The organism is Uliginosibacterium sp. sgz301328 (genome assembly GCF_041807905.1).
GTDB lineage: Bacteria > Pseudomonadota > Gammaproteobacteria > Burkholderiales > Rhodocyclaceae > JBGVSA01.
In genome coordinates, this window is sequence record NZ_JBGVSA010000017.1 from 52,477 (window position 1) to 69,370 (window position 16,894).

Sequence of the window (16,894 nt, forward strand, 5' to 3'; positions counted from 1 at the left end):
CGGAGGGCCTTTTTTTTGACCATGCGCATTCAGAAAAGTCGTATTGCATATTTTTCGTCGATCCTGGCCTTGATAGGTCTATGGATGATGTCTCGCCCTTATCGGGGAATTCGGCACGACGGAATTTTGTACTTCGCACAGGCCATTGAAGGTCAGACGGGGGCTCTGTCCAACGATCTGTTTTTCAGTCATGGCTCACAGGCGAGCTTTACGTTGTACCCGCAGTTGCTGGGTTTTGTGATATCGCATTTCGGAGTTTCGGCGGGGCATTCGTTGTTGCTTGCGCTGACCCTGTTTCTTTTTGTCGGCGCTTCGATCTTCCTGCTGTATCCACTGCTTGAGCGGCGTGAGCTTTGGTTTGGCTTGGTTGTTATAGCCTGCCTCCCCCATTTCTATGGCTCTGGCCGGATTTTTGCATTTGCAGAGCCCTTTCTGACCGCGCGGTCCGTCGCCGAGCCGTTCGCTTTGCTCGGGATTGGGTTGGCATTGAACAAGCGGCCCTTGGAGTCTGCAGTCAGTCTGTTTTTCTCGTTACTCATGCACCCGCTGGTTGCCATTCCGGCAGCCGTTGTGTCGCTGATTCTATTTGTCCAGCACGATCGCCGATGGCTCGCGTTGTTGTTGCTTGGCATTCCTGTCGTTGGATTGGCGCTAGCCGGTATTCGTCCGTTCTCAGGACTCTTTGCTGCGTTTGATCCGGAATGGTTTTCGATTGTTCGACAGGTTAATTTTCAGATTCTCGTTGCGGAATGGGCGCCGTATGCCTGGGCCAACGAGGCTGTGAGCTTTGCTGTCCTCGGCATTGCGTTCATGCATGCAGAAGGACGCCTTCGCCGCTTGATTGCGGCTGTGTTGATCACTGCGGTCGCGTGTTTGCTGGTCAGTCTGATTTGCGGCGATGGTCTGCATTCGCAGTTGATACTGCAACTCCAGCTATGGCGTGCGCAATGGTTGGTGCGATTCCTTGCATTGGCAATTTTCCCATGGCTGCAGATCCGGCTTTGGCTGCTCGGTGGCACCTATCGCATGACTGCTCTGCTGTTGCTGACGGGGTTGATGTCCGCCAACACAGTTGCTCTGGCTGGAACAGCAGTGCTGGGCGTGGCGCTCTGGTGCGGCGCGCACTACAAGAATTACCGGCCGGATCCAGCCATCTATTGGTCCGTCATTGTTGGGGCACCAGTCGCTCTGGTCGTGCAAGCGGCTACCAGCATCGGCACGTTGCATGACGCGTTTAGTCATGGAGGTGGCCCGACGCTCGGAGCAGCGGTGTTGTCTGTCCCCCTGATTGGTCTTCTGTTTGCCGCCTCCTACTGGAGGCTCCTGACAATCCGCGCGTTATCCGGATTGGGCGCTGCGTTACTGATGTTTGGAGCAGGTGCAGCCGTCGTTGATCAGCGTGGCGGGGTAGACGCCATGTTCGATGGAACGTGGGCTACCTCCATTCCGTTCGGTGGAGTCATCCCTCCCGGCAGCCAGGTCTACTGGCAGGATGATTCGCCCGTTGCCACATGGGCCGTGCTGCATCGTCCATCGTATTTTTCGGATAGCCAGGGCGCCGGGTCACTGTTCAATCGAGGAACCGCAATCGAATACTCAAAACGCGCAGAATCGTTCGCGACGTTCGAGTTCGGGACTACGGTTTGTCGTCAGATGAACGCGCTGAACGAGCGTCAGGATAGTTGTGCGCCAGATGTGGACACGACGCGCGCTTTGTGTGATGCCAATCCGGATCTGGCCTACATGGTGTTGTCCGAACCTGTCGTCGGTCTCAGCTTCGAGAGCCAATGGCGTCCGGAGTCCGAGCCTGATCGCCAGTACTTCCTGTACTCGTGCAAGGCCATCTGATGAGCATGTCTGATACGCGCGTAGAAGCCATTGGCGAACCGGCGACGCCGAGCAAAGCGTTCGATGTCGCTGAGCTGGCAAGGTATTTCGTTGTCAGTGTTGCTGCGTTGTTGCTCGATTTCGTCGTCTTCATGTCCGGGCTCCATTTTGGTGCCCATTATCTTTTTGCCACCACTGCAGGCATCTTCGTTGGTGTGCTGATCACCTATTACGGCAGCATTTTCTGGGTATTCCCCGCGCGGCGACTCCAGCACGTCCCGACGGGCGAGTTCTCAGTGTTCATTGCGGTCGGCCTCGTGGGCTGGCTGGTTTCCTGCGGAATCATGTCTCTACTGGTCCCGACGGGAATCCTGGCGCCGATGTTCGCCAAAGGCGTTGCGGCTGCAGGCTCGTTCTTCTGCAATTACGGGCTGCGCAAAATCCTGCTATTCAAGGGAAAGTAAATGGAAAAGACCTTCGACGTCGTGGTCATTGGCGCGGGGCCCGCAGGGCTGACCGCAGCATATGAACTCGCGCGCGGCGGAATGATCAACATCTTGGTGCTGGAGTCAACGAACGACATTGGCGGCATCTCAAAGACGGCCAATTACCAGGGCAATCGCATCGATATTGGTGGGCATCGTTTCTTTTCCAAATCGAAATGGGTCATGGATTGGTGGCAGGACATCCTGCCAATCGACGCTGATGCCGAACTGGAAATCGCCTACCACAATCGCAAGACCGTCGTGCAAGGGCAGGGGCGTCAGGCGCCCGATGACGACAATGTGATGCTGGTGCGCAACCGGCTTTCGCGTATCTATTTCGACGGCAAGTTCTTTGACTATCCGCTGAAGGCATCGCCCGCGACGGCCATGAATCTTGGGCTCGCCCGTTGTGCGCAGTTCGGGCTGGGCTATGCCATGGCTCGTGTGAGTCCGATTAGGGAAGAGTGTTCTCTAGAGGATTTCATGATTAACCGCTTCGGGCGGCCGCTATACAGACAATTTTTCCGTGATTACACCGAAAAAGTGTGGGGCTTGCCGTGCAACCAGATCAGCGCGGAGTGGGGCGCTCAACGCATCAAATCGCTGTCGATTGGCAAGGCGCTGCGTCATGCGATGACCGCTCCGGTACGGATGCTGAAAAAGGACCGCTTCTCGGCAAAGGAAACCTCGCTTATCGAGCATTTCCTGTATCCGAAGTTTGGCCCGGGGCAGATGTGGGAGCAGGTTGCCGAGCGCGTGCGCTCGTTCGGTATCAGCATTCGCCATGGGGTCTGCGTCGATGGTGCGGTATTGTCGAGCGGCAAAGTGACGTCACTACGCGTGAGGGAAGCGGGCGGGGTGACCTATGAGATCAAGGCGCGCAACGTCATCTCGACCATGCCGGTGCGTGATCTGATCGGCGGTCTCCAAGGGGAAGTGCCGGAGACGGTGCGCGACGTCGCCAGCGGTCTGCTCTATCGCGACTTCATCACCGTGGGGTTGCTCTACAAGCGCCGTCTTGATGGTGCCACTGACGGAATGAAGCTCGTGCCGGACAACTGGGTCTATATCCAGGAGCCGGGTGTCAAGGTCGGCCGCCTGCAGTTCTTCAATAACTGGTCTCCGTACATGGTTGCCAATCCCGATACCGTTTGGGTGGGCATGGAGTACTTTTGCTCTGAAGGCGACGAGCTGTGGGGCATGAGCGAATCGGATCTGCTCGAACTGGGCCGCCGCGAGATGCAGAAGCTCCGGCTCGCTTCGGCGGCGGATTGCCTGTCGGGCACGGTCCTGAAAATGCCCAAGGCCTATCCGGGTTATTTCGGCAGCTATGATCGTTTCCAGGAAGTACGCGACTGGACTGACACCATATCCAACCTGTATCTGGTCGGCCGCAATGGCATGCACCGCTACAACAATCAGGATCATTCGATGCTGTCGGCCAAAGCCGCGGCCGATGCGATCCTGACGCAGTCGATGGCTAAGTCCGACATATGGGCGATCAACGTCGACGATGAGTATCACGAAGAACAGAAGGTCTCTGCCTGATCATTTGCCCGCAGTGGTACCCCGTGCGCAGTCCGCACCGCCTGCCCTATGCGGTCGCCCGGCCTCAAATCATGTCCCGCGATGTCGCCTGACCGCCGCCGGCCCCTGATCCGCACCTGCGGGCAGCCTGCCCCTCATTGAGCGCGGTCAAGCGAAACGATTACGCTAAGATGCGTGCTCTCGGCGACCGCCATTCCCGCACATCGGTTTACTGAATCACCCATGCTCTCCCGCCTCCATCGCCCGCTGTTGCTGATCGTCCTTGCCGTGGCCTTGCTGGTGCCGACCTTGCTGCCCCAGCATCGTTATCCGCAGACGGTCTTCTTTCACGAGTGGGGCGCGGCGCTGGGGGCGGTGGTGTTGTTTGGCCTGGCTGCGTTGAGTCGCGAGGGGCTGCGCTGGAAGCTTTCCGGGGCCACCGGTGCGATCGTACTGTTGATGATCTGCATGCTGCTCAACGTGGTGGTCGGGCCGTTCTGGTCGGTGGCGCTGGCGCAGTTCTGGATGGCGGCCTTGTTGCTCGCGGTGGCATGGGCAGTGGCAGAGATCGTCCGGCGCCACGGCGCGGAAGTCGTCGCGCGCGCGGCTGCCACGGGCATCCTGACCTGCGCGGTGGCGCAGACGGTCATATCGGTCGCGCAGCTTGCCGGCTGGGATGCTTTTGGGCTGGTCATGCCCAAGCTGCTCAATTCCACTTACGGCAACATCGCGCAGCCCAACCACTACGGCAATCTGCTCTGGCTGGGGATGGCGTCCGGCATGTACCTGTGGCTGCGCGGGCGCCTGCCGGGCTGGCTGGCGCTGATCCTCGCCATCGATCTGTCGATCTTCTCTGCCTTGTCGGCGTCCCGCGCGGTGCTGCTGTACACGGTCAGCCTGCCGGCGCTGGCTCTGCTGTTCTGGCGCGGCTCGGAGCGTGAGATCTACAGGCGTGTCGTGCACGGTGCGGTCGTCATCTTCGTCCTGTCTTGCCTCGCGCAGACATGGGTGGCCTTTGGCGGGGCCTCGCAATTGCTTGGCGTGGCGTCGAGCTTCGGGCGGCTGGACGATCCGGGTTCCAACACGCAGCGGCTCTTCGATTGGGCGGTGGCGGTAGATACCGCCTTGCATCATCCGCTCACCGGTTCGGGCGTCGGCTCGTTCGCGTGGCAGACCGCGGAGCGATCCGTCGGGCTGTCGCCTGCGTTGTTCGTGCGCGTGGGTGAAAACGCTCACGACACGCCGCTGCATTTTGCTGCCGAACTCGGCTTGATCGGTGCCGCGTTGGTGCTCGGCTGTTTCCTGGTCTGGTTGTGGGGTCGCTTGCGCGAGGAGGCTACGGAAGAACGCTTCTGGGCGCTCGGTCTGCTCGTAGTGATCGGGGCGCACAGCCTGGTCGAATACCCCCTGTGGTACGCGTATTTCTTGCTGCCGTTGGGTGTGGTGATCGGCGTGCTGGATGGCCAGGATGACTCGCTGCCCACGTTCGAATTCTCGCCCTTGCTGGCCGCCTTGCCGCTGGTCGTGGGCATAGCGTTGTTGACAGGGACGATGCAGGATTACCTTGCGCTGGAAAAAGGCTACGCGATCATCAACAGGGATGTGACGGTCACGCCCGAGGACCAAGCGCAGGTCCGTGCGCTGGCGGATGGCGTCAGCTCGTATTCGATGTTCGCCACGCACGCCGGCATCCTCAAACTGCGGGCGTGGCAGGGTGCCGATCCTGGCTCGGCCCGCGAGATGGCTGCGTTGTGCGACAGCGCAGCGCGTGCCAAACCGTCGTACTCGGTGCTCGAAAAATGTGTGGGCGCGTACGCGTTGCGCATGCGGCGGATCGACGCTGCGCACACGATCGATGTCATCTGTGGTGCGTATCCCGCACCGGTTCGACGGAATCTGCCCGCCATCGCGCAGTACTACTGGCAACGCAACGGCTGGACGCCGCTGAATCTTCCCGGCTGCGTCTGAATGCGCATGCTTTGCCGGTGGCTGGGGCGCCCGTATACTGGCGGGCGCTCAGACCTTTCCATCCCGACCTCTCATGGCGTTCATCGATAAATCCGGCGCGTTGTCGTCCCTCGGACGGGGCGAGCGCAATGCGTTGGAACTGGGTTGCGGCGCTCGCAAACGGCATGCGAACGCCATTGGCGTAGACGCGCTGGACTATCCTGGCGTCGATCTGGTCGGCGACGTCTTTGCCGTGCTCGAAGCGATTCCGGCGGGGACGGTACGGACAGTGCATGCGTACCATTTCTTCGAGCACGTTGATGATCTGCCGCGTTTGTTGTCGGAACTCGCGCGCGTCATGGCGCCGGGTGCGCTGCTCGACGTCGAGGTGCCGCACTTCGCCAACCCGTATTTCTATTCGGACCCGACGCACGCCAAGTTCTTTGGCTTGTACACCTTCAGCTATCTCGCGCGCGAGACCCTCTTCCGCCGCAAGGTCCCGCAGTATGGCCTGGAGCCTGCCTTCGAGCTGCGCGATGTGCGCTTGCAGTTTGATTCGCCGTTCCCCTTTCGCGGTCTCTTCAAGCGTGCCGTCGGGCCGATCTTCAACGTCACGCGCTGGCTGCAGGAATTCCACGAAGAGAACCTGTGCTATCTCTTTCCGTGCTACCAGCTACGTTTCGAGCTGATACGCCTGTGACGCGGGCGGGTATTCACCCATGAGCGCGCGCGCCAGCGTCATGTACCTGCTTGCACGGGTGTTCTCGGGTGTGCTGTCGGTGGCCACCATCAGCCTGTTCGCGCGCGGCATCGGCCCCGAAGGCTATGCGTGGCTCACGTTGGTGACGGCGGGCAATTCGTTGTTCTCGGCCGTGTTGATGCAGCCGGTCAATCAAAGCCTTGCGCGATTCCTGCCGCGCGCGGGGTTTGGCAATCTGCTGTCGACACTGGTGCGCGTGGTGGGTGTGGCGAGCTGGCCCTTTCTGCTGCTGGCGCTGCTCATCGAATGGTTGCGCCCGGGCTGGTTGCCGCCCGGCGTGGCGTTCGGCGTGTGGGCACTGCAAATGGCCCAGGGCCTGTTCGATCTCGCTTGCCAGCATGCCAATACCACGTTGCACGCGCGTCGCTATGCGTGGCTGTACATTGGCAAGGCGGTGCTGGTGTTCGCGTTGGGTGCATTGATCCTCCAGGTTCCTGCGCGCGCCGACGGCATGCTCGGCGCAATGATTGGCGGCTTCCTTTTCTCTGCATTCATCATTGGCTGGCCGACATGGCGCGAAGCCGTACGCGGTGCATGGCAGCCGTCCCTGCTGCGCCAGGTCAGGCCGTACGCGCTGCCGCTCACCGGCACCTTGTTCCTTGGCGCGGTGCTGTCGTGGTCCGATCGCATTCTGCTGACCGCCATGTCCACGCCGGAGCAGACCGGCGGCTTTGGTGCTGCGTCGGATCTCGTGCTGCAAGGGCTGGTGCTGATGAGCAGCGCTTTTTTCCTGGCGTGGTATCCGCGCATGGTGATCGCCGCCGAACACAAGGATGCTGCCGAAGTCGAACGCCTCGCCGGTCGTTACCTGTTGCTGGCATTGTCGCTGCTGGTGCCCGTGGCGCTTGGCTATGCGCTGGTGCGGCACAATCTCGTCACCGTGTTGCTGGGACACGAGTATGCCGATGTATCGACGGGCGTCATGCCGTGGCTGGCCTTGTCGGCATTGCTCGCGGGTGCGCGTTCGTATCTGTTCGACATTGCCATCCATCTGGGCGCACGTATGCGCGCCCAATTGCGCAACCAGGCACTGTGCGCGGTGTGCAGTCTGGTGCTCAACGTCGTTCTGATTCCGCGCTTCGGTGCGATGGGCGCAGCGCTGGCTTCGGTCGCCACGCAGGCATTCGGCTGTCTGTTGTCGCTGCACGCCGGCCACGGCGTGCTGCGCTGGCGGATTGACGGGCGCGGTCTGTCGATGGTGGCGCTCGGCTGCATTCTGATGACGGTCGCCGTGATGGCCGTGCCGCTCACCGGACTGCTCGGGCTACTTGTGCAGTCGTTCGTCGGCGCAGTCGTGTATTTGGTCGTCATGCTGGCGGCTAACGTCGCCGGTTGCCGCGATGTCATCGCCAATCGATTGAGGAGGGCGCATGCCGGCTGACTTGCGGGTGGCCGCGTTCACGCAAGGACTCGACGTGCCATCGGCGCGTTTCCGCGTGCGTCAGTACGTTTCCGCACTCGCCGAACGTGGCGTGGCACTGGATGAATACCCCGCAGCTTTCGGAAGCTATCCGCCGCCCGGTCTGTTGGAGCGTCTGCAATGGCTGCCTCGCGCGGTGATCGAGCGCCGGCGTACCGTCGCGCACACCACAGCGGACGTGGCGCTCGTGCAGCGCGAAATGGTTTCCACGCTCGCTACCGCCGAATCGGTCTGGCGGGGGCCGATGCTGTTCGACGTCGATGACGCGGTATGGCTGCATCAGCGCCTTGGTGGCGCAGACCGCATTGCCCGTCGCAGCAACGCTGTCATCTGCGGCAACGCCTTCATTGCCGAACATTTCGCACCGTTTGCCCGCACGGTCATCCTGCCGACGGCGGTGGATACCGGGCGATACGTGCCGGGACCGCGCGCAGCCTCGCCAGTACTGTGCTGGTCCGGCAGTTCGAGCGGTTTGCCCTATCTCGAAGCGCTCGCGCCTCAACTCAGACAGCTCATGCAGGCCATACCCGACGCCACGCTGCGCGTGATCAGCAACGCGCCGCCCCGGCTGGAAGGCGTGCCGCGCGTCGAGTACGTTCGCTGGTCTCCCGAGACGGAAATCACCGCCTTGCAGGGCGCATGGTGCGGGTTGATGCCGATGCCCGACACGCCATGGACGCGCGGCAAATGCAGCTACAAGATGCTCACTTACATGGCGTGCGCGGTGCCGGCCGTCGTGTCCCCGTGGGGCATGAATGCCGAGGTGCTGGCGCAGGGCGACGGGGCCGTGGGCGCCCGGGATCACGAATGGGCCGATGTCCTCACGTCGTTGTTGCGCGATCCGGCACGCATCGCGCCGATGGGGCAGGCCGGCCGCGAAATCGTGCAGCGCTCGTACGCTGTCGACACGCTTGCAGGGCGGCTTGCGCAGACGCTGCGCGAGGTCGCTGCCGAAGGAGCCGCCTGATGCGCGTGCTGCTCTTCGCGAACACCGATTGGTTTCTGTTCAACTTCAAACTGTCGCTCGCGCGCGCGTTGCAGGCGGCCGGGCATGAACCCGTGCTGGTCAGTCCGCCGGGGCTGTTCGGCCCGAAGCTGCGCGAGATGGGCCTGCGCTGGGAACCTTTCGAACTGTCGCGCAGCGGCATCAATCCAATGATCGAAGCCAGCGCGATTGCGCGGCTGGCGAAACTCTATCGACGGATCGCTCCGGACGTCGTGCACCACTTCACCATCAAGTGCGTGATCTACGGCTCGTTCGCCGCGCGCCGCTCGCGTGTGCCCAGGACCGTCAATTCCGTGACGGGGCTGGGGTTCGCTTTGCTGGCCGACACCTTTAAGGCACGGCTCATCCGGCCGGTCGTGGTCGCGCTGTATCGGCGTGCGTTGATGGGCACGCACGTTGTCTTCCAGAACCACGACAACATGGCCACGCTGCGCGCGCTCGGCGTGCTCGAGCGCAGCACGGTGGAGGTCATCCCGGGCGACGGTATCGATACGGCCCGCTTCACGCCGCCGATCGATCGCCCACCCGGGCAGACCGTGCTGATGATGGGTCGCCTGCTGTCTTCGAAGGGCGTGGGTGACTTTGTCGAGGCGGCCCGTCTCGTGCATCAACAAATCCCGTCGGCGGCGTTCCAGATGGCGGGTGCGCCGGACCCAGGCAACCCCGAAAGTATCGATGAGGCGACGCTGGCAGGCTGGCGTGCGGCGGGCGACGTGGAATTCCTCGGCCAGCGCAGCGACGTGCTGGCCTTGCAGCAGGAGTGTGATGTGGCCGTGCTTGCCAGCACGCAAGGCGAAGGCATGCCCCGCGCGTTGCTTGAAGCGGCTGCCTGCGGCAAGCCGATGGTGGCGACCGATGTACCAGGCATTCGAGAACTGGTGCAGGACGGTGTCAACGGCATGCTGGTGCCGCCGGGGCAACCCGTGGCGCTGGCCGAGGCCATCATCGCGCTGCTGCGCGACCCGGCGCGCGCGCTCGCCATGGGGCGCGCCGCACGGCGGGCCGCGGTGGACGAATTTGCCGATGAGTGTATCGTTGCGCGCACGCTCAGCGCCTACGGCTTGGCTCCCCGCCCGTGACCCTCAAATACCTGCTTTTCCCGTTCGTCTGCTCGCTGCTGGCGTGCCTAGCGCTGGCACGCCTGGCGCCATGGCTGTCGCTCATGGATCGGCCGGACGCGCGCAAGCAGCACGGGCGCGAAGTGCCCGTGGTCGGCGGGATCGCGATACTGATTTCGTACGTGTTGGCGCTCAAGCTGCGAGGCATTGCCGGCAACATGGTCGATGCCATGTTGCCCGTCGGACTGATGCTGACGGTCGGGCTGATCGACGACGCGCGCCCCATGCCGGCGCGCTTCAAGCTGTTGTGCCAGATTGCTGCCGCATGGATGCTGGTGCGAACCACCGGCTTCGTGGTGCAGGGCATTCCCTTGCCCGGCGTTCCGGGGGGCATCGCGCTCGGCGAGCTTGCCATGCCGTTTACGGTGCTGACTTTCGTGGCGGTGACCAACGCGATCAACATGTCCGACGGCGCCGACGGCCTGGCCGGCGGGCATGTTGTCGTCGCACTCGTATTCTTTGCCCTGATTGCCGTGGCCACGGGGCAGGCGGTCACGCTGCTGCTGATCGCAGGGCTGATTTCTGCGGTGCTGGGTTTTCTGGCCTGCAACGCACGCCATCCTTTGATGCCGCAGGCACGGGTATTCCTGGGCGACGCCGGTGCGCTGTCGCTTGGCGTGCTGTTGTGCTGGATCGGACTGACCCTCGTGCGCGGCAGCCAGGGTACCGTGCCGGCAATCATGATCCTCTTTGCCGTGGCGCTGCCGGTGTTGGACATGTTTACGGTTTCCATCCGCCGCGCGCTCCGGGGCACAAGCCCGTTCACCGCCGATCGCACGCACCTGCATCATTTGCTGTGCCTGCGTGGCATGTCGATCGAATTGAGCGTGCCGCTGCTGTGGGCGCTCAACGTCGGCATGGCAGGACTGGGCCTGCTGCTCTGGCGCAGGGGCGTGACGCCTGCAGCCATGACGGGCGTGTTCTTCGCGTTGCTGCTCGCCAAGATCGTCTGCCTGCGGGTGTGGAGCGTGTCCAGTGCGAGGTCGGATGGGTAAGGACAATTCCGCCAGCGGCCCGTTGCGCGTCTGCTTCATCATCACCGCGCTGGGCATCGGCGGCGCGGAACACGCGTTGCTGCGCATCTTGTCGCGACTGGATCGCACGCGGATCCAGCCTTCGTTGATCGTGCTGGGGCGCGAAGATGCGCTGGCCGAGGCATTCCGCGAGATTGGCATCGAGCCGGTCATGTTGGGGCTGCATGCGGGCCAATGGCCGCTCGGGCAGATCGCGCGTTTCGTGGATGAAGTGCGGGCGACAAGACCGGACATCATCCAGGGCTGGATGTACCACGGCAACCTGGCGGCATCCTTTGCCGCGGCTCGACTCGGCGTGCCGGCCTGCTGGAGCATCCATGACACGCCCGACGCTGCCCATGCGCACAGCTTTTTCACGCGAGCAGTGATCCGGCTGTCCGGCTGGTACGTCGGGCGGGTGGCGCGCATCTTCAATGTCGCTGCGCGCAGTGCCGATTATTGCGCCGCTCATCTGGGCTGGCCGCGCGAACGCACTACCTTGCTGCCCAACGGTGTCGATACGGAGCGCTTCCGGCCCGACGCCGCGCGTCGGCGCGCTGCGCGTCAGCGCTGGGCGGTGAACGATGCGCAACCGGTCATCGGCATGGTGGCGCGCTGGGCGCCGGTCAAGAACCACGCCCTGTTCATCGAAACCGGACGCCGCTTCGCCGACATGCACCCGGATGCAGTGCTGGTGCTGGTGGGCAAGGGGCTGGATGACGCCAACACAGAGCTTGCCGCCTTGATAGCCTCCCAGGGGCTCGGCGGGAACATGCGGCTGCTCGGTGCGCGCAACGACGTGGAGGCGCTGGTGCCTGGCTTCGATATCGCCACGCTCACGTCGCGCAGCGAAGGTTTCCCCAACGTTCTGCCGGAAGCCATGAGCTGCGGCGTGCCGGCGGTCAGCACCGATGTGGGCGACGCGCGATTGATCATCGGTGATACGGGCCGCATTGCCGACGCCACGCCCGAGGCGCTCGCTGCCGCATGGGATGCCGTATGGGCGTCGGATCGGGCAGCGCTGGGCGAGGCTGCAAGAGCGCGTGCGATCGAATTGTGTGCGCTGGATTCGATCGTTGCCCGTCTGCAGGATGCGTATCTATCGATCAGCAACGAGCGGGCGGGGTGACCGAACGCATCTTCGCGCGCAGCCGCCGCAAGGCGCTCAAAGTGCTGATCATGGGGATCGGCATGACGGCACTGTCGGCGTGGCTGATCGCCAGGCACCCTTGGGTTGGCTGGATTGGCAGCATCGCCGGCGCAGGCGCCAGTCTTGCCATTCTGTGGATGGCAGTCCGGCCTGACTCGCTGGCGCTGCGGCTTGACGAACAAGGTTTCGCCACGCTCAGGGGAGGGCGCCCGACCCAGGTCACGCGGTGGAGCGACATCGAAGGATTTGGTTTCGTGCGGCTGCACGGCAGTCGCATGATCGGCGTGGTCTATCGGCCCGGCTACCAGCACCAGCGTGCGGCGCGGGGCGTAGTGCGAGCGCTGGCAGGCGTCGAGGGCGCCATCGGAGACCATTACGAGGTATCGCTGGACGAAGTCCTGAACGAGCGGGTCTCGTGGCACAAGCGGTACGGGGCGGTGGAGCAGGGCTCTCGGGTATAATGCCCGGCTGACCCCAAACCCCTCAGAAGCTTAGTCATGAACGCCCTGACCGCACTTTCCCCCCTCGACGGCCGCTATGCATCCAAAGCCGAAGCGCTGCGCGAGTATTTCAGTGAATACGGCCTGATCCGCAATCGCGTGCGGGTGGAAATCGAATGGCTCAAGGCGCTGGCCGCCAATCCGCAGATCGCCGAAGTGGCGCCGTTCTCGGCCGCGACGGTGGCTGAGCTGGATGCCGTGATGGCCGGGTTTGCCGTGGCTGACGGCGAGGCGGTCAAGGACATCGAGGCCACCACCAATCACGACGTCAAGGCGATGGAGTACTGGCTCAAGCGCCGCTTCGCCGCCAATATCGAAGTCTCCAAAGCGTCGGAGTTCATCCACTTTGCCTGTACGTCGGAAGACATCAACAACGTCTCGCACGCGCTGATGTTGCGCGACGCTCGCGACGGCGTGCTGCTGCCGGCGCTCGACAAGGTGCTGGCGCGCTTTGTCGAACTGGCTCATCAACTGGCCGACCTGCCGATGCTGTCGCGCACCCACGGCCAGCCGGCCAGCCCGACCACGCTGGGCAAGGAGATGGCCAACATCGCGTATCGCCTGCGCCGTGCGCGCCGCCATATCGCCGATGTGGAACTGACCGCCAAATTCAACGGCGCCGTGGGCAACTACAACGCGCACCTGTCGGCGTACCCCGAGCTGGACTGGGCGGCGTTCAACCAGCGCTTCATCGAATCGCTGGGCCTGGCGTTCAACCCGTACACCATCCAGATCGAGCCGCATGACGCGATGGCCGAGCTGTTCGACGCCGTCGCCCGCGCCAACACCATCGTGCTGGACGCCTGTCGCGACATCTGGATGTACATCTCGTTCGGCTACTTCAAGCAGAAGCTCAAGGCCGGCGAGGTAGGCAGCTCCACCATGCCGCACAAGGTCAATCCGATCGATTTCGAAAACGCCGAAGGCAATGTCGGCGTGGCCAACGCTCTGCTGCGCCACTTCTCGGACAAGCTGCCGGTCTCGCGCATGCAGCGCGACCTGACCGATTCGACCGTGCTGCGCAACATGGGCGTGGCCTTCGGACACTCGCTGCTGGCGCTGGAATCCTGCCTGCGCGGCCTGAACAAGCTCGAAGCCGAGCCGGCACGTCTGGCAGCCGACCTGGACGCCACGTGGGAAGTGCTGGCCGAGCCGATCCAGACCGTCATGCGCCGCTACGGCGTCGAAAACCCGTACGAACAACTCAAGGCGCTGACACGCGGCCAGGGCATCACCCGCGAAGCACTGCAGACTTTCATCGGCACGCTGGCGATTCCCGAAGCAGAAAAGACGCGCCTGCTGGCCATGACGCCCGCAAGCTACATCGGCACCGCCGCCGAGCTGGCCCGCAAGATCTGATCAAACCCCTCACGAGGAAGCGAGCAACACTGCCATGAGCGATCCACGCCCCGTCGGAGTATTCGATTCGGGTGTGGGCGGCGTGTCGGTGTTGCGCGAAATCCGTTCGCTGCTGCCGGGTGAGGATTTGTTGTACGTGGCCGATTCCGGCCACGCCCCCTACGGCGAAAAATCCGCCGATTTCATCATCGCCCGTTCGCGCGCCATTGCCGGCCATCTGCTGGAGCAGGGGGCCAAGGCGCTGGTGATCGCCTGCAACACAGCGACCGCCGCCGCCGCCACCGAGCTGCGTGCGCAATGGCCGGACCTGCCGATCATCGGTATGGAGCCCGCTGTCAAACCCGCCGCCGCGGCGACGCGCAGTGGCGTGGTCGGCGTGCTGGCGACCGTCGGAACCCTGCATAGTGCGCAGTTTGCTGCTTTGCTCGATCACTTCGGCCGTGGCGTGAAAGTCGTCACCCGGCCGGGCGTCGGGCTGGTGGAATGCGTGGAGCGCGGCGAGCTGGACTCGCCCGCCACCCGCGATCTGCTGGCCCATCACCTCGAACCCCTGCTGTCGGCCGGGGCGGACGTGGTGGTGCTGGGCTGCACGCACTATGTTTTCTTGCGCCGGCTGGTCGAAGACATCGTCGGCCCGGACGTGCGCGTCATCGATACGGGCGCCGCGGTGGCGCAGCAACTTCGCAGGCGGCTCGGCAGTCTTTTGTCCGATGCCACGACAGGCGCCGCCCGCTTCTGGGCCAGCGGCGACAACGCCGTCGTCTCTCGCACCATCGGCATGTTGTGGCGGGCCGATATGCCCGTTGAGGTTTCCCCTCTGCACGTCTGATTATTCTGACGTTATGCTGCGCGCTGTGTTCGTCACGCGCGGCAGGGTGTCATGAATATCGCCTTTCTGTGTGTTCTGATTGCATCCGTCATGCCTTTCGTGCTGTCGGCGTCCGCGCGCGCGGGGGCCATCGGCGCGGGCATGACTTTCGACAACCATCGACCGCGCCAGTCGGCCGAACAGCTCGCCGGCTGGCCGCAACGGCTGGACTGGGCACAGCGTAACGCCCTGGAGACGCTGCCGATGTTCATCGGCGCGGTACTGATGGCGAGCTACGCCCGCGTACCGCAGGCAACCATCGATCTGTGGGCGATGCTGTACGTGGCGATCCGGGCGGTCTACGCCGCGTGCTATCTCTTCGACCTGGCGACGCTGCGCTCCATGGTGTGGGCAGCGTCGATGCTCGTTGTGCTGCGGCTCATGGTTGCCGCGCTCTGAGGCCCGACATGCCGAACGCATTACCGTGGTTCGCCGAGCATGACGGCCAGTTCAACGAGGTCCGCGCCGAGGCGCTGATCGCCGATCTGCTGGCGGCCTTGCCACCGGACTCCGTCGTACATGATCGGGAAGGGCTGCGCACCTTCGAGTGCGACGGCCTTACCGCCTTCCGGACGACTCCACTGGTCGCCGTCTTGCCCGAAACCGAGGCGCAGGTACAGGCGGTGCTGCGCATCTGTCTGGCGCATGGTGCGCCCATCGTCGCGCGTGGCGCCGGGACGGGGCTTTCCGGCGGGGCGATGCCTCATGCGCAAGGGGTGCTCTTGTCGATGGCGCGTCTCAAACGCATCGTGCATATCGATGCCCTGGCGCGCACGGCGACCGTGCAGCCCGGCGTGCGCAACAAGGCAATCTCGGAGGCCGCAGCGCCCTTCGGCCTGTACTACGCACCCGATCCGAGTTCGCAGGTCGCCTGTTCGATCGGCGGCAACGTGGCCGAGAACGCCGGTGGCGTGCATTGCCTCAAGTACGGACTGACCGTGCACAACGTGCTGCGGCTGCGCGCGCTGACCATCGATGGCGAGATTCTCGACATCGGATCGGAGGCGCTCGACGCTCCCGGCTACGATCTGCTGGCGCTGCTGACGGGCTCCGAAGGTCTGCTCGCTGTCATCACGGAGATCACTGTCCGGTTGCTGCCAATTCCGCAATTGGCGCGCTGTGTCATGGCCAGCTTCGACAGTGTCGAGCAGGCGGGCGAGGCGGTGGCAGCCATCATTGCGGCGGGGTTGATTCCCGCCGGGCTGGAGTTGATGGATCAACCCGCGACCGCCGCCGTCGAAGACTTTGTCCACGCGGGCTACCCGCTCGACGCGGCGGCGATCCTGCTGGTGGAGGCCGACGGCACGCCCGAATCGGTGGCCGAAGAGATCGGGCGCATCGAAGCCGTCCTGCGCGCGCACGGCGCGACGCGCTGCCAGGTGTCGCGCGATGAGTCCGAGCGGCTGCGCTTCTGGGCCGGACGCAAGGCCGCGTTCCCCGCTGCCGGGCGGCTCTCGCCTGATTACTACTGCATGGACGGCACGATTCCGCGCAAGCGGCTCGGCCGCATGCTGCAGGACATCGCCGCCATGGAGCACACATACGGACTGCGGTGCCTCAACGTATTCCATGCGGGTGACGGCAATCTCCATCCGCTCATTCTCTTCGACGCCAACGATGCCGACCAGCTCGCGCGTGCCGACGCATTCGGCATTGCCATCCTCGAACGTACCGTCGCGCTGGGCGGGACGATCTCTGGTGAACATGGCGTCGGCATCGAGAAGATCGGCGTGATGTGCGAACAGTTCAGCGTTGGCGAGCGCACGTTGTTCTTTGGTCTCAAGGCGGCGTTCGACGCCTACGGACTGCTCAATCCTGCCAAGGCCATTCCCAGCCTGCACCGCTGCGCCGAGTTCGGCCGCATGCACGTGCACGGCGGACAATTGCCGCATCCTGACCTGCCGAGGTTCTGAC

15 protein-coding genes are annotated in these 16,894 nt (G+C 63.6%); all 15 read left to right on the forward strand.

The window, feature by feature from the left end; all coding sequences use genetic code 11:
• The first annotated feature begins 15 nt into the window (after window positions 1–15).
• The 15 genes from ACDA63_RS13825 (at window position 16) to ACDA63_RS13895 (ending at window position 16,893) form a co-directional block, all read left to right on the forward strand.
• Entirely contained in the window at window positions 16–1,848 is a 1,833-nt protein-coding gene (locus ACDA63_RS13825; protein WP_373663850.1) for a hypothetical protein, read from the forward strand.
• Window positions 1,848–2,291 (forward strand): GtrA family protein, encoded by a 444-nt coding sequence (locus ACDA63_RS13830; protein ID WP_373663851.1) that lies wholly within the window; start codon window positions 1,848–1,850, stop codon window positions 2,289–2,291. Before ACDA63_RS13825 ends, ACDA63_RS13830 begins: the two co-directional genes overlap by 1 nt.
• Complete coding sequence (locus ACDA63_RS13835; RefSeq protein ID WP_373663852.1) at window positions 2,292–3,860, forward strand: NAD(P)/FAD-dependent oxidoreductase; 1,569 nt, start codon at window positions 2,292–2,294, stop codon at window positions 3,858–3,860.
• Between the two features lie 222 nt (window positions 3,861–4,082).
• Complete coding sequence (locus tag ACDA63_RS13840) at window positions 4,083–5,807, forward strand: Wzy polymerase domain-containing protein (protein WP_373663854.1); 1,725 nt, start codon at window positions 4,083–4,085, stop codon at window positions 5,805–5,807.
• A gap of 73 nt (window positions 5,808–5,880) precedes the next feature.
• Complete coding sequence (locus tag ACDA63_RS13845) at window positions 5,881–6,486, forward strand: methyltransferase domain-containing protein (RefSeq protein WP_373663855.1); 606 nt, start codon at window positions 5,881–5,883, stop codon at window positions 6,484–6,486.
• A 19-nt stretch (window positions 6,487–6,505) separates the two neighbouring features.
• Entirely contained in the window at window positions 6,506–7,927 is a 1,422-nt protein-coding gene (locus tag ACDA63_RS13850; RefSeq protein WP_373663856.1) for a polysaccharide biosynthesis C-terminal domain-containing protein, read from the forward strand.
• Entirely contained in the window at window positions 7,917–8,933 is a 1,017-nt protein-coding gene (locus tag ACDA63_RS13855; protein WP_373663857.1) for a glycosyltransferase family 4 protein, read from the forward strand. Before ACDA63_RS13850 ends, ACDA63_RS13855 begins: the two co-directional genes overlap by 11 nt.
• Window positions 8,933–10,051, forward strand: coding sequence for a glycosyltransferase family 4 protein (locus ACDA63_RS13860; RefSeq protein WP_373663858.1), 1,119 nt, complete (start codon window positions 8,933–8,935; stop codon window positions 10,049–10,051). Before ACDA63_RS13855 ends, ACDA63_RS13860 begins: the two co-directional genes overlap by 1 nt.
• Window positions 10,048–11,085 (forward strand): MraY family glycosyltransferase, encoded by a 1,038-nt coding sequence (locus ACDA63_RS13865; RefSeq protein ID WP_373663859.1) that lies wholly within the window; start codon window positions 10,048–10,050, stop codon window positions 11,083–11,085. The genes ACDA63_RS13860 and ACDA63_RS13865 overlap by 4 nt, the downstream gene beginning before the upstream one ends.
• Window positions 11,078–12,232: a glycosyltransferase gene (locus ACDA63_RS13870; protein WP_373663860.1), complete on the forward strand. Its 1,155-nt coding sequence runs from the start codon at window positions 11,078–11,080 to the stop codon at window positions 12,230–12,232. Before ACDA63_RS13865 ends, ACDA63_RS13870 begins: the two co-directional genes overlap by 8 nt.
• On the forward strand, window positions 12,229–12,714 hold the full coding sequence (locus ACDA63_RS13875; protein ID WP_373663861.1) for a hypothetical protein: 486 nt from the start codon (window positions 12,229–12,231) through the stop codon (window positions 12,712–12,714). The genes ACDA63_RS13870 and ACDA63_RS13875 overlap by 4 nt, the downstream gene beginning before the upstream one ends.
• Before the next feature lie 36 nt (window positions 12,715–12,750).
• Entirely contained in the window at window positions 12,751–14,112 is a 1,362-nt protein-coding gene (purB, locus tag ACDA63_RS13880) for an adenylosuccinate lyase (RefSeq protein WP_373663862.1), read from the forward strand.
• Window positions 14,113–14,146: 34 nt separating this feature from the next.
• Window positions 14,147–14,941 carry a glutamate racemase gene (gene murI, locus ACDA63_RS13885; protein WP_373663863.1) on the forward strand — a complete coding sequence of 265 codons (795 nt, stop codon included), beginning with the start codon at window positions 14,147–14,149 and terminating at the stop codon, window positions 14,939–14,941.
• A gap of 51 nt (window positions 14,942–14,992) precedes the next feature.
• Window positions 14,993–15,379, forward strand: a complete 387-nt coding sequence (locus ACDA63_RS13890) for an MAPEG family protein (RefSeq protein WP_373663864.1) — start codon at window positions 14,993–14,995, stop codon at window positions 15,377–15,379.
• An 8-nt stretch (window positions 15,380–15,387) separates the two neighbouring features.
• Window positions 15,388–16,893: an FAD-linked oxidase C-terminal domain-containing protein gene (locus ACDA63_RS13895; RefSeq protein ID WP_373663865.1), complete on the forward strand. Its 1,506-nt coding sequence runs from the start codon at window positions 15,388–15,390 to the stop codon at window positions 16,891–16,893.
• Window position 16,894 lies beyond the last annotated feature (1 nt).

Excerpts from the sequence above, each read along its gene's own strand:
- ACDA63_RS13840 (WP_373663854.1), top strand. The coding sequence starts at position 4,083 with ATGCTCTCCCGCCTCCATCGCCCGCTGTTGCTGATCGTCCTTGCCGTG.
- ACDA63_RS13890 (WP_373663864.1), top strand. The coding sequence starts at position 14,993 with ATGAATATCGCCTTTCTGTGTGTTCTGATTGCATCCGTCATGCCTTTC.
- ACDA63_RS13895 (WP_373663865.1), top strand. The coding sequence starts at position 15,388 with ATGCCGAACGCATTACCGTGGTTCGCCGAGCATGACGGCCAGTTCAAC.
- ACDA63_RS13870 (WP_373663860.1), top strand. The coding sequence starts at position 11,078 with ATGGGTAAGGACAATTCCGCCAGCGGCCCGTTGCGCGTCTGCTTCATC.
- purB (WP_373663862.1), top strand. The coding sequence starts at position 12,751 with ATGAACGCCCTGACCGCACTTTCCCCCCTCGACGGCCGCTATGCATCC.
- ACDA63_RS13830 (WP_373663851.1), top strand. The coding sequence starts at position 1,848 with ATGAGCATGTCTGATACGCGCGTAGAAGCCATTGGCGAACCGGCGACG.
- ACDA63_RS13850 (WP_373663856.1), top strand. The coding sequence starts at position 6,506 with ATGAGCGCGCGCGCCAGCGTCATGTACCTGCTTGCACGGGTGTTCTCG.
- ACDA63_RS13855 (WP_373663857.1), top strand. The coding sequence starts at position 7,917 with ATGCCGGCTGACTTGCGGGTGGCCGCGTTCACGCAAGGACTCGACGTG.
- ACDA63_RS13845 (WP_373663855.1), top strand. The coding sequence starts at position 5,881 with ATGGCGTTCATCGATAAATCCGGCGCGTTGTCGTCCCTCGGACGGGGC.
- murI (WP_373663863.1), top strand. The coding sequence starts at position 14,147 with ATGAGCGATCCACGCCCCGTCGGAGTATTCGATTCGGGTGTGGGCGGC.
- ACDA63_RS13835 (WP_373663852.1), top strand. The coding sequence starts at position 2,292 with ATGGAAAAGACCTTCGACGTCGTGGTCATTGGCGCGGGGCCCGCAGGG.
- ACDA63_RS13860 (WP_373663858.1), top strand. The coding sequence starts at position 8,933 with ATGCGCGTGCTGCTCTTCGCGAACACCGATTGGTTTCTGTTCAACTTC.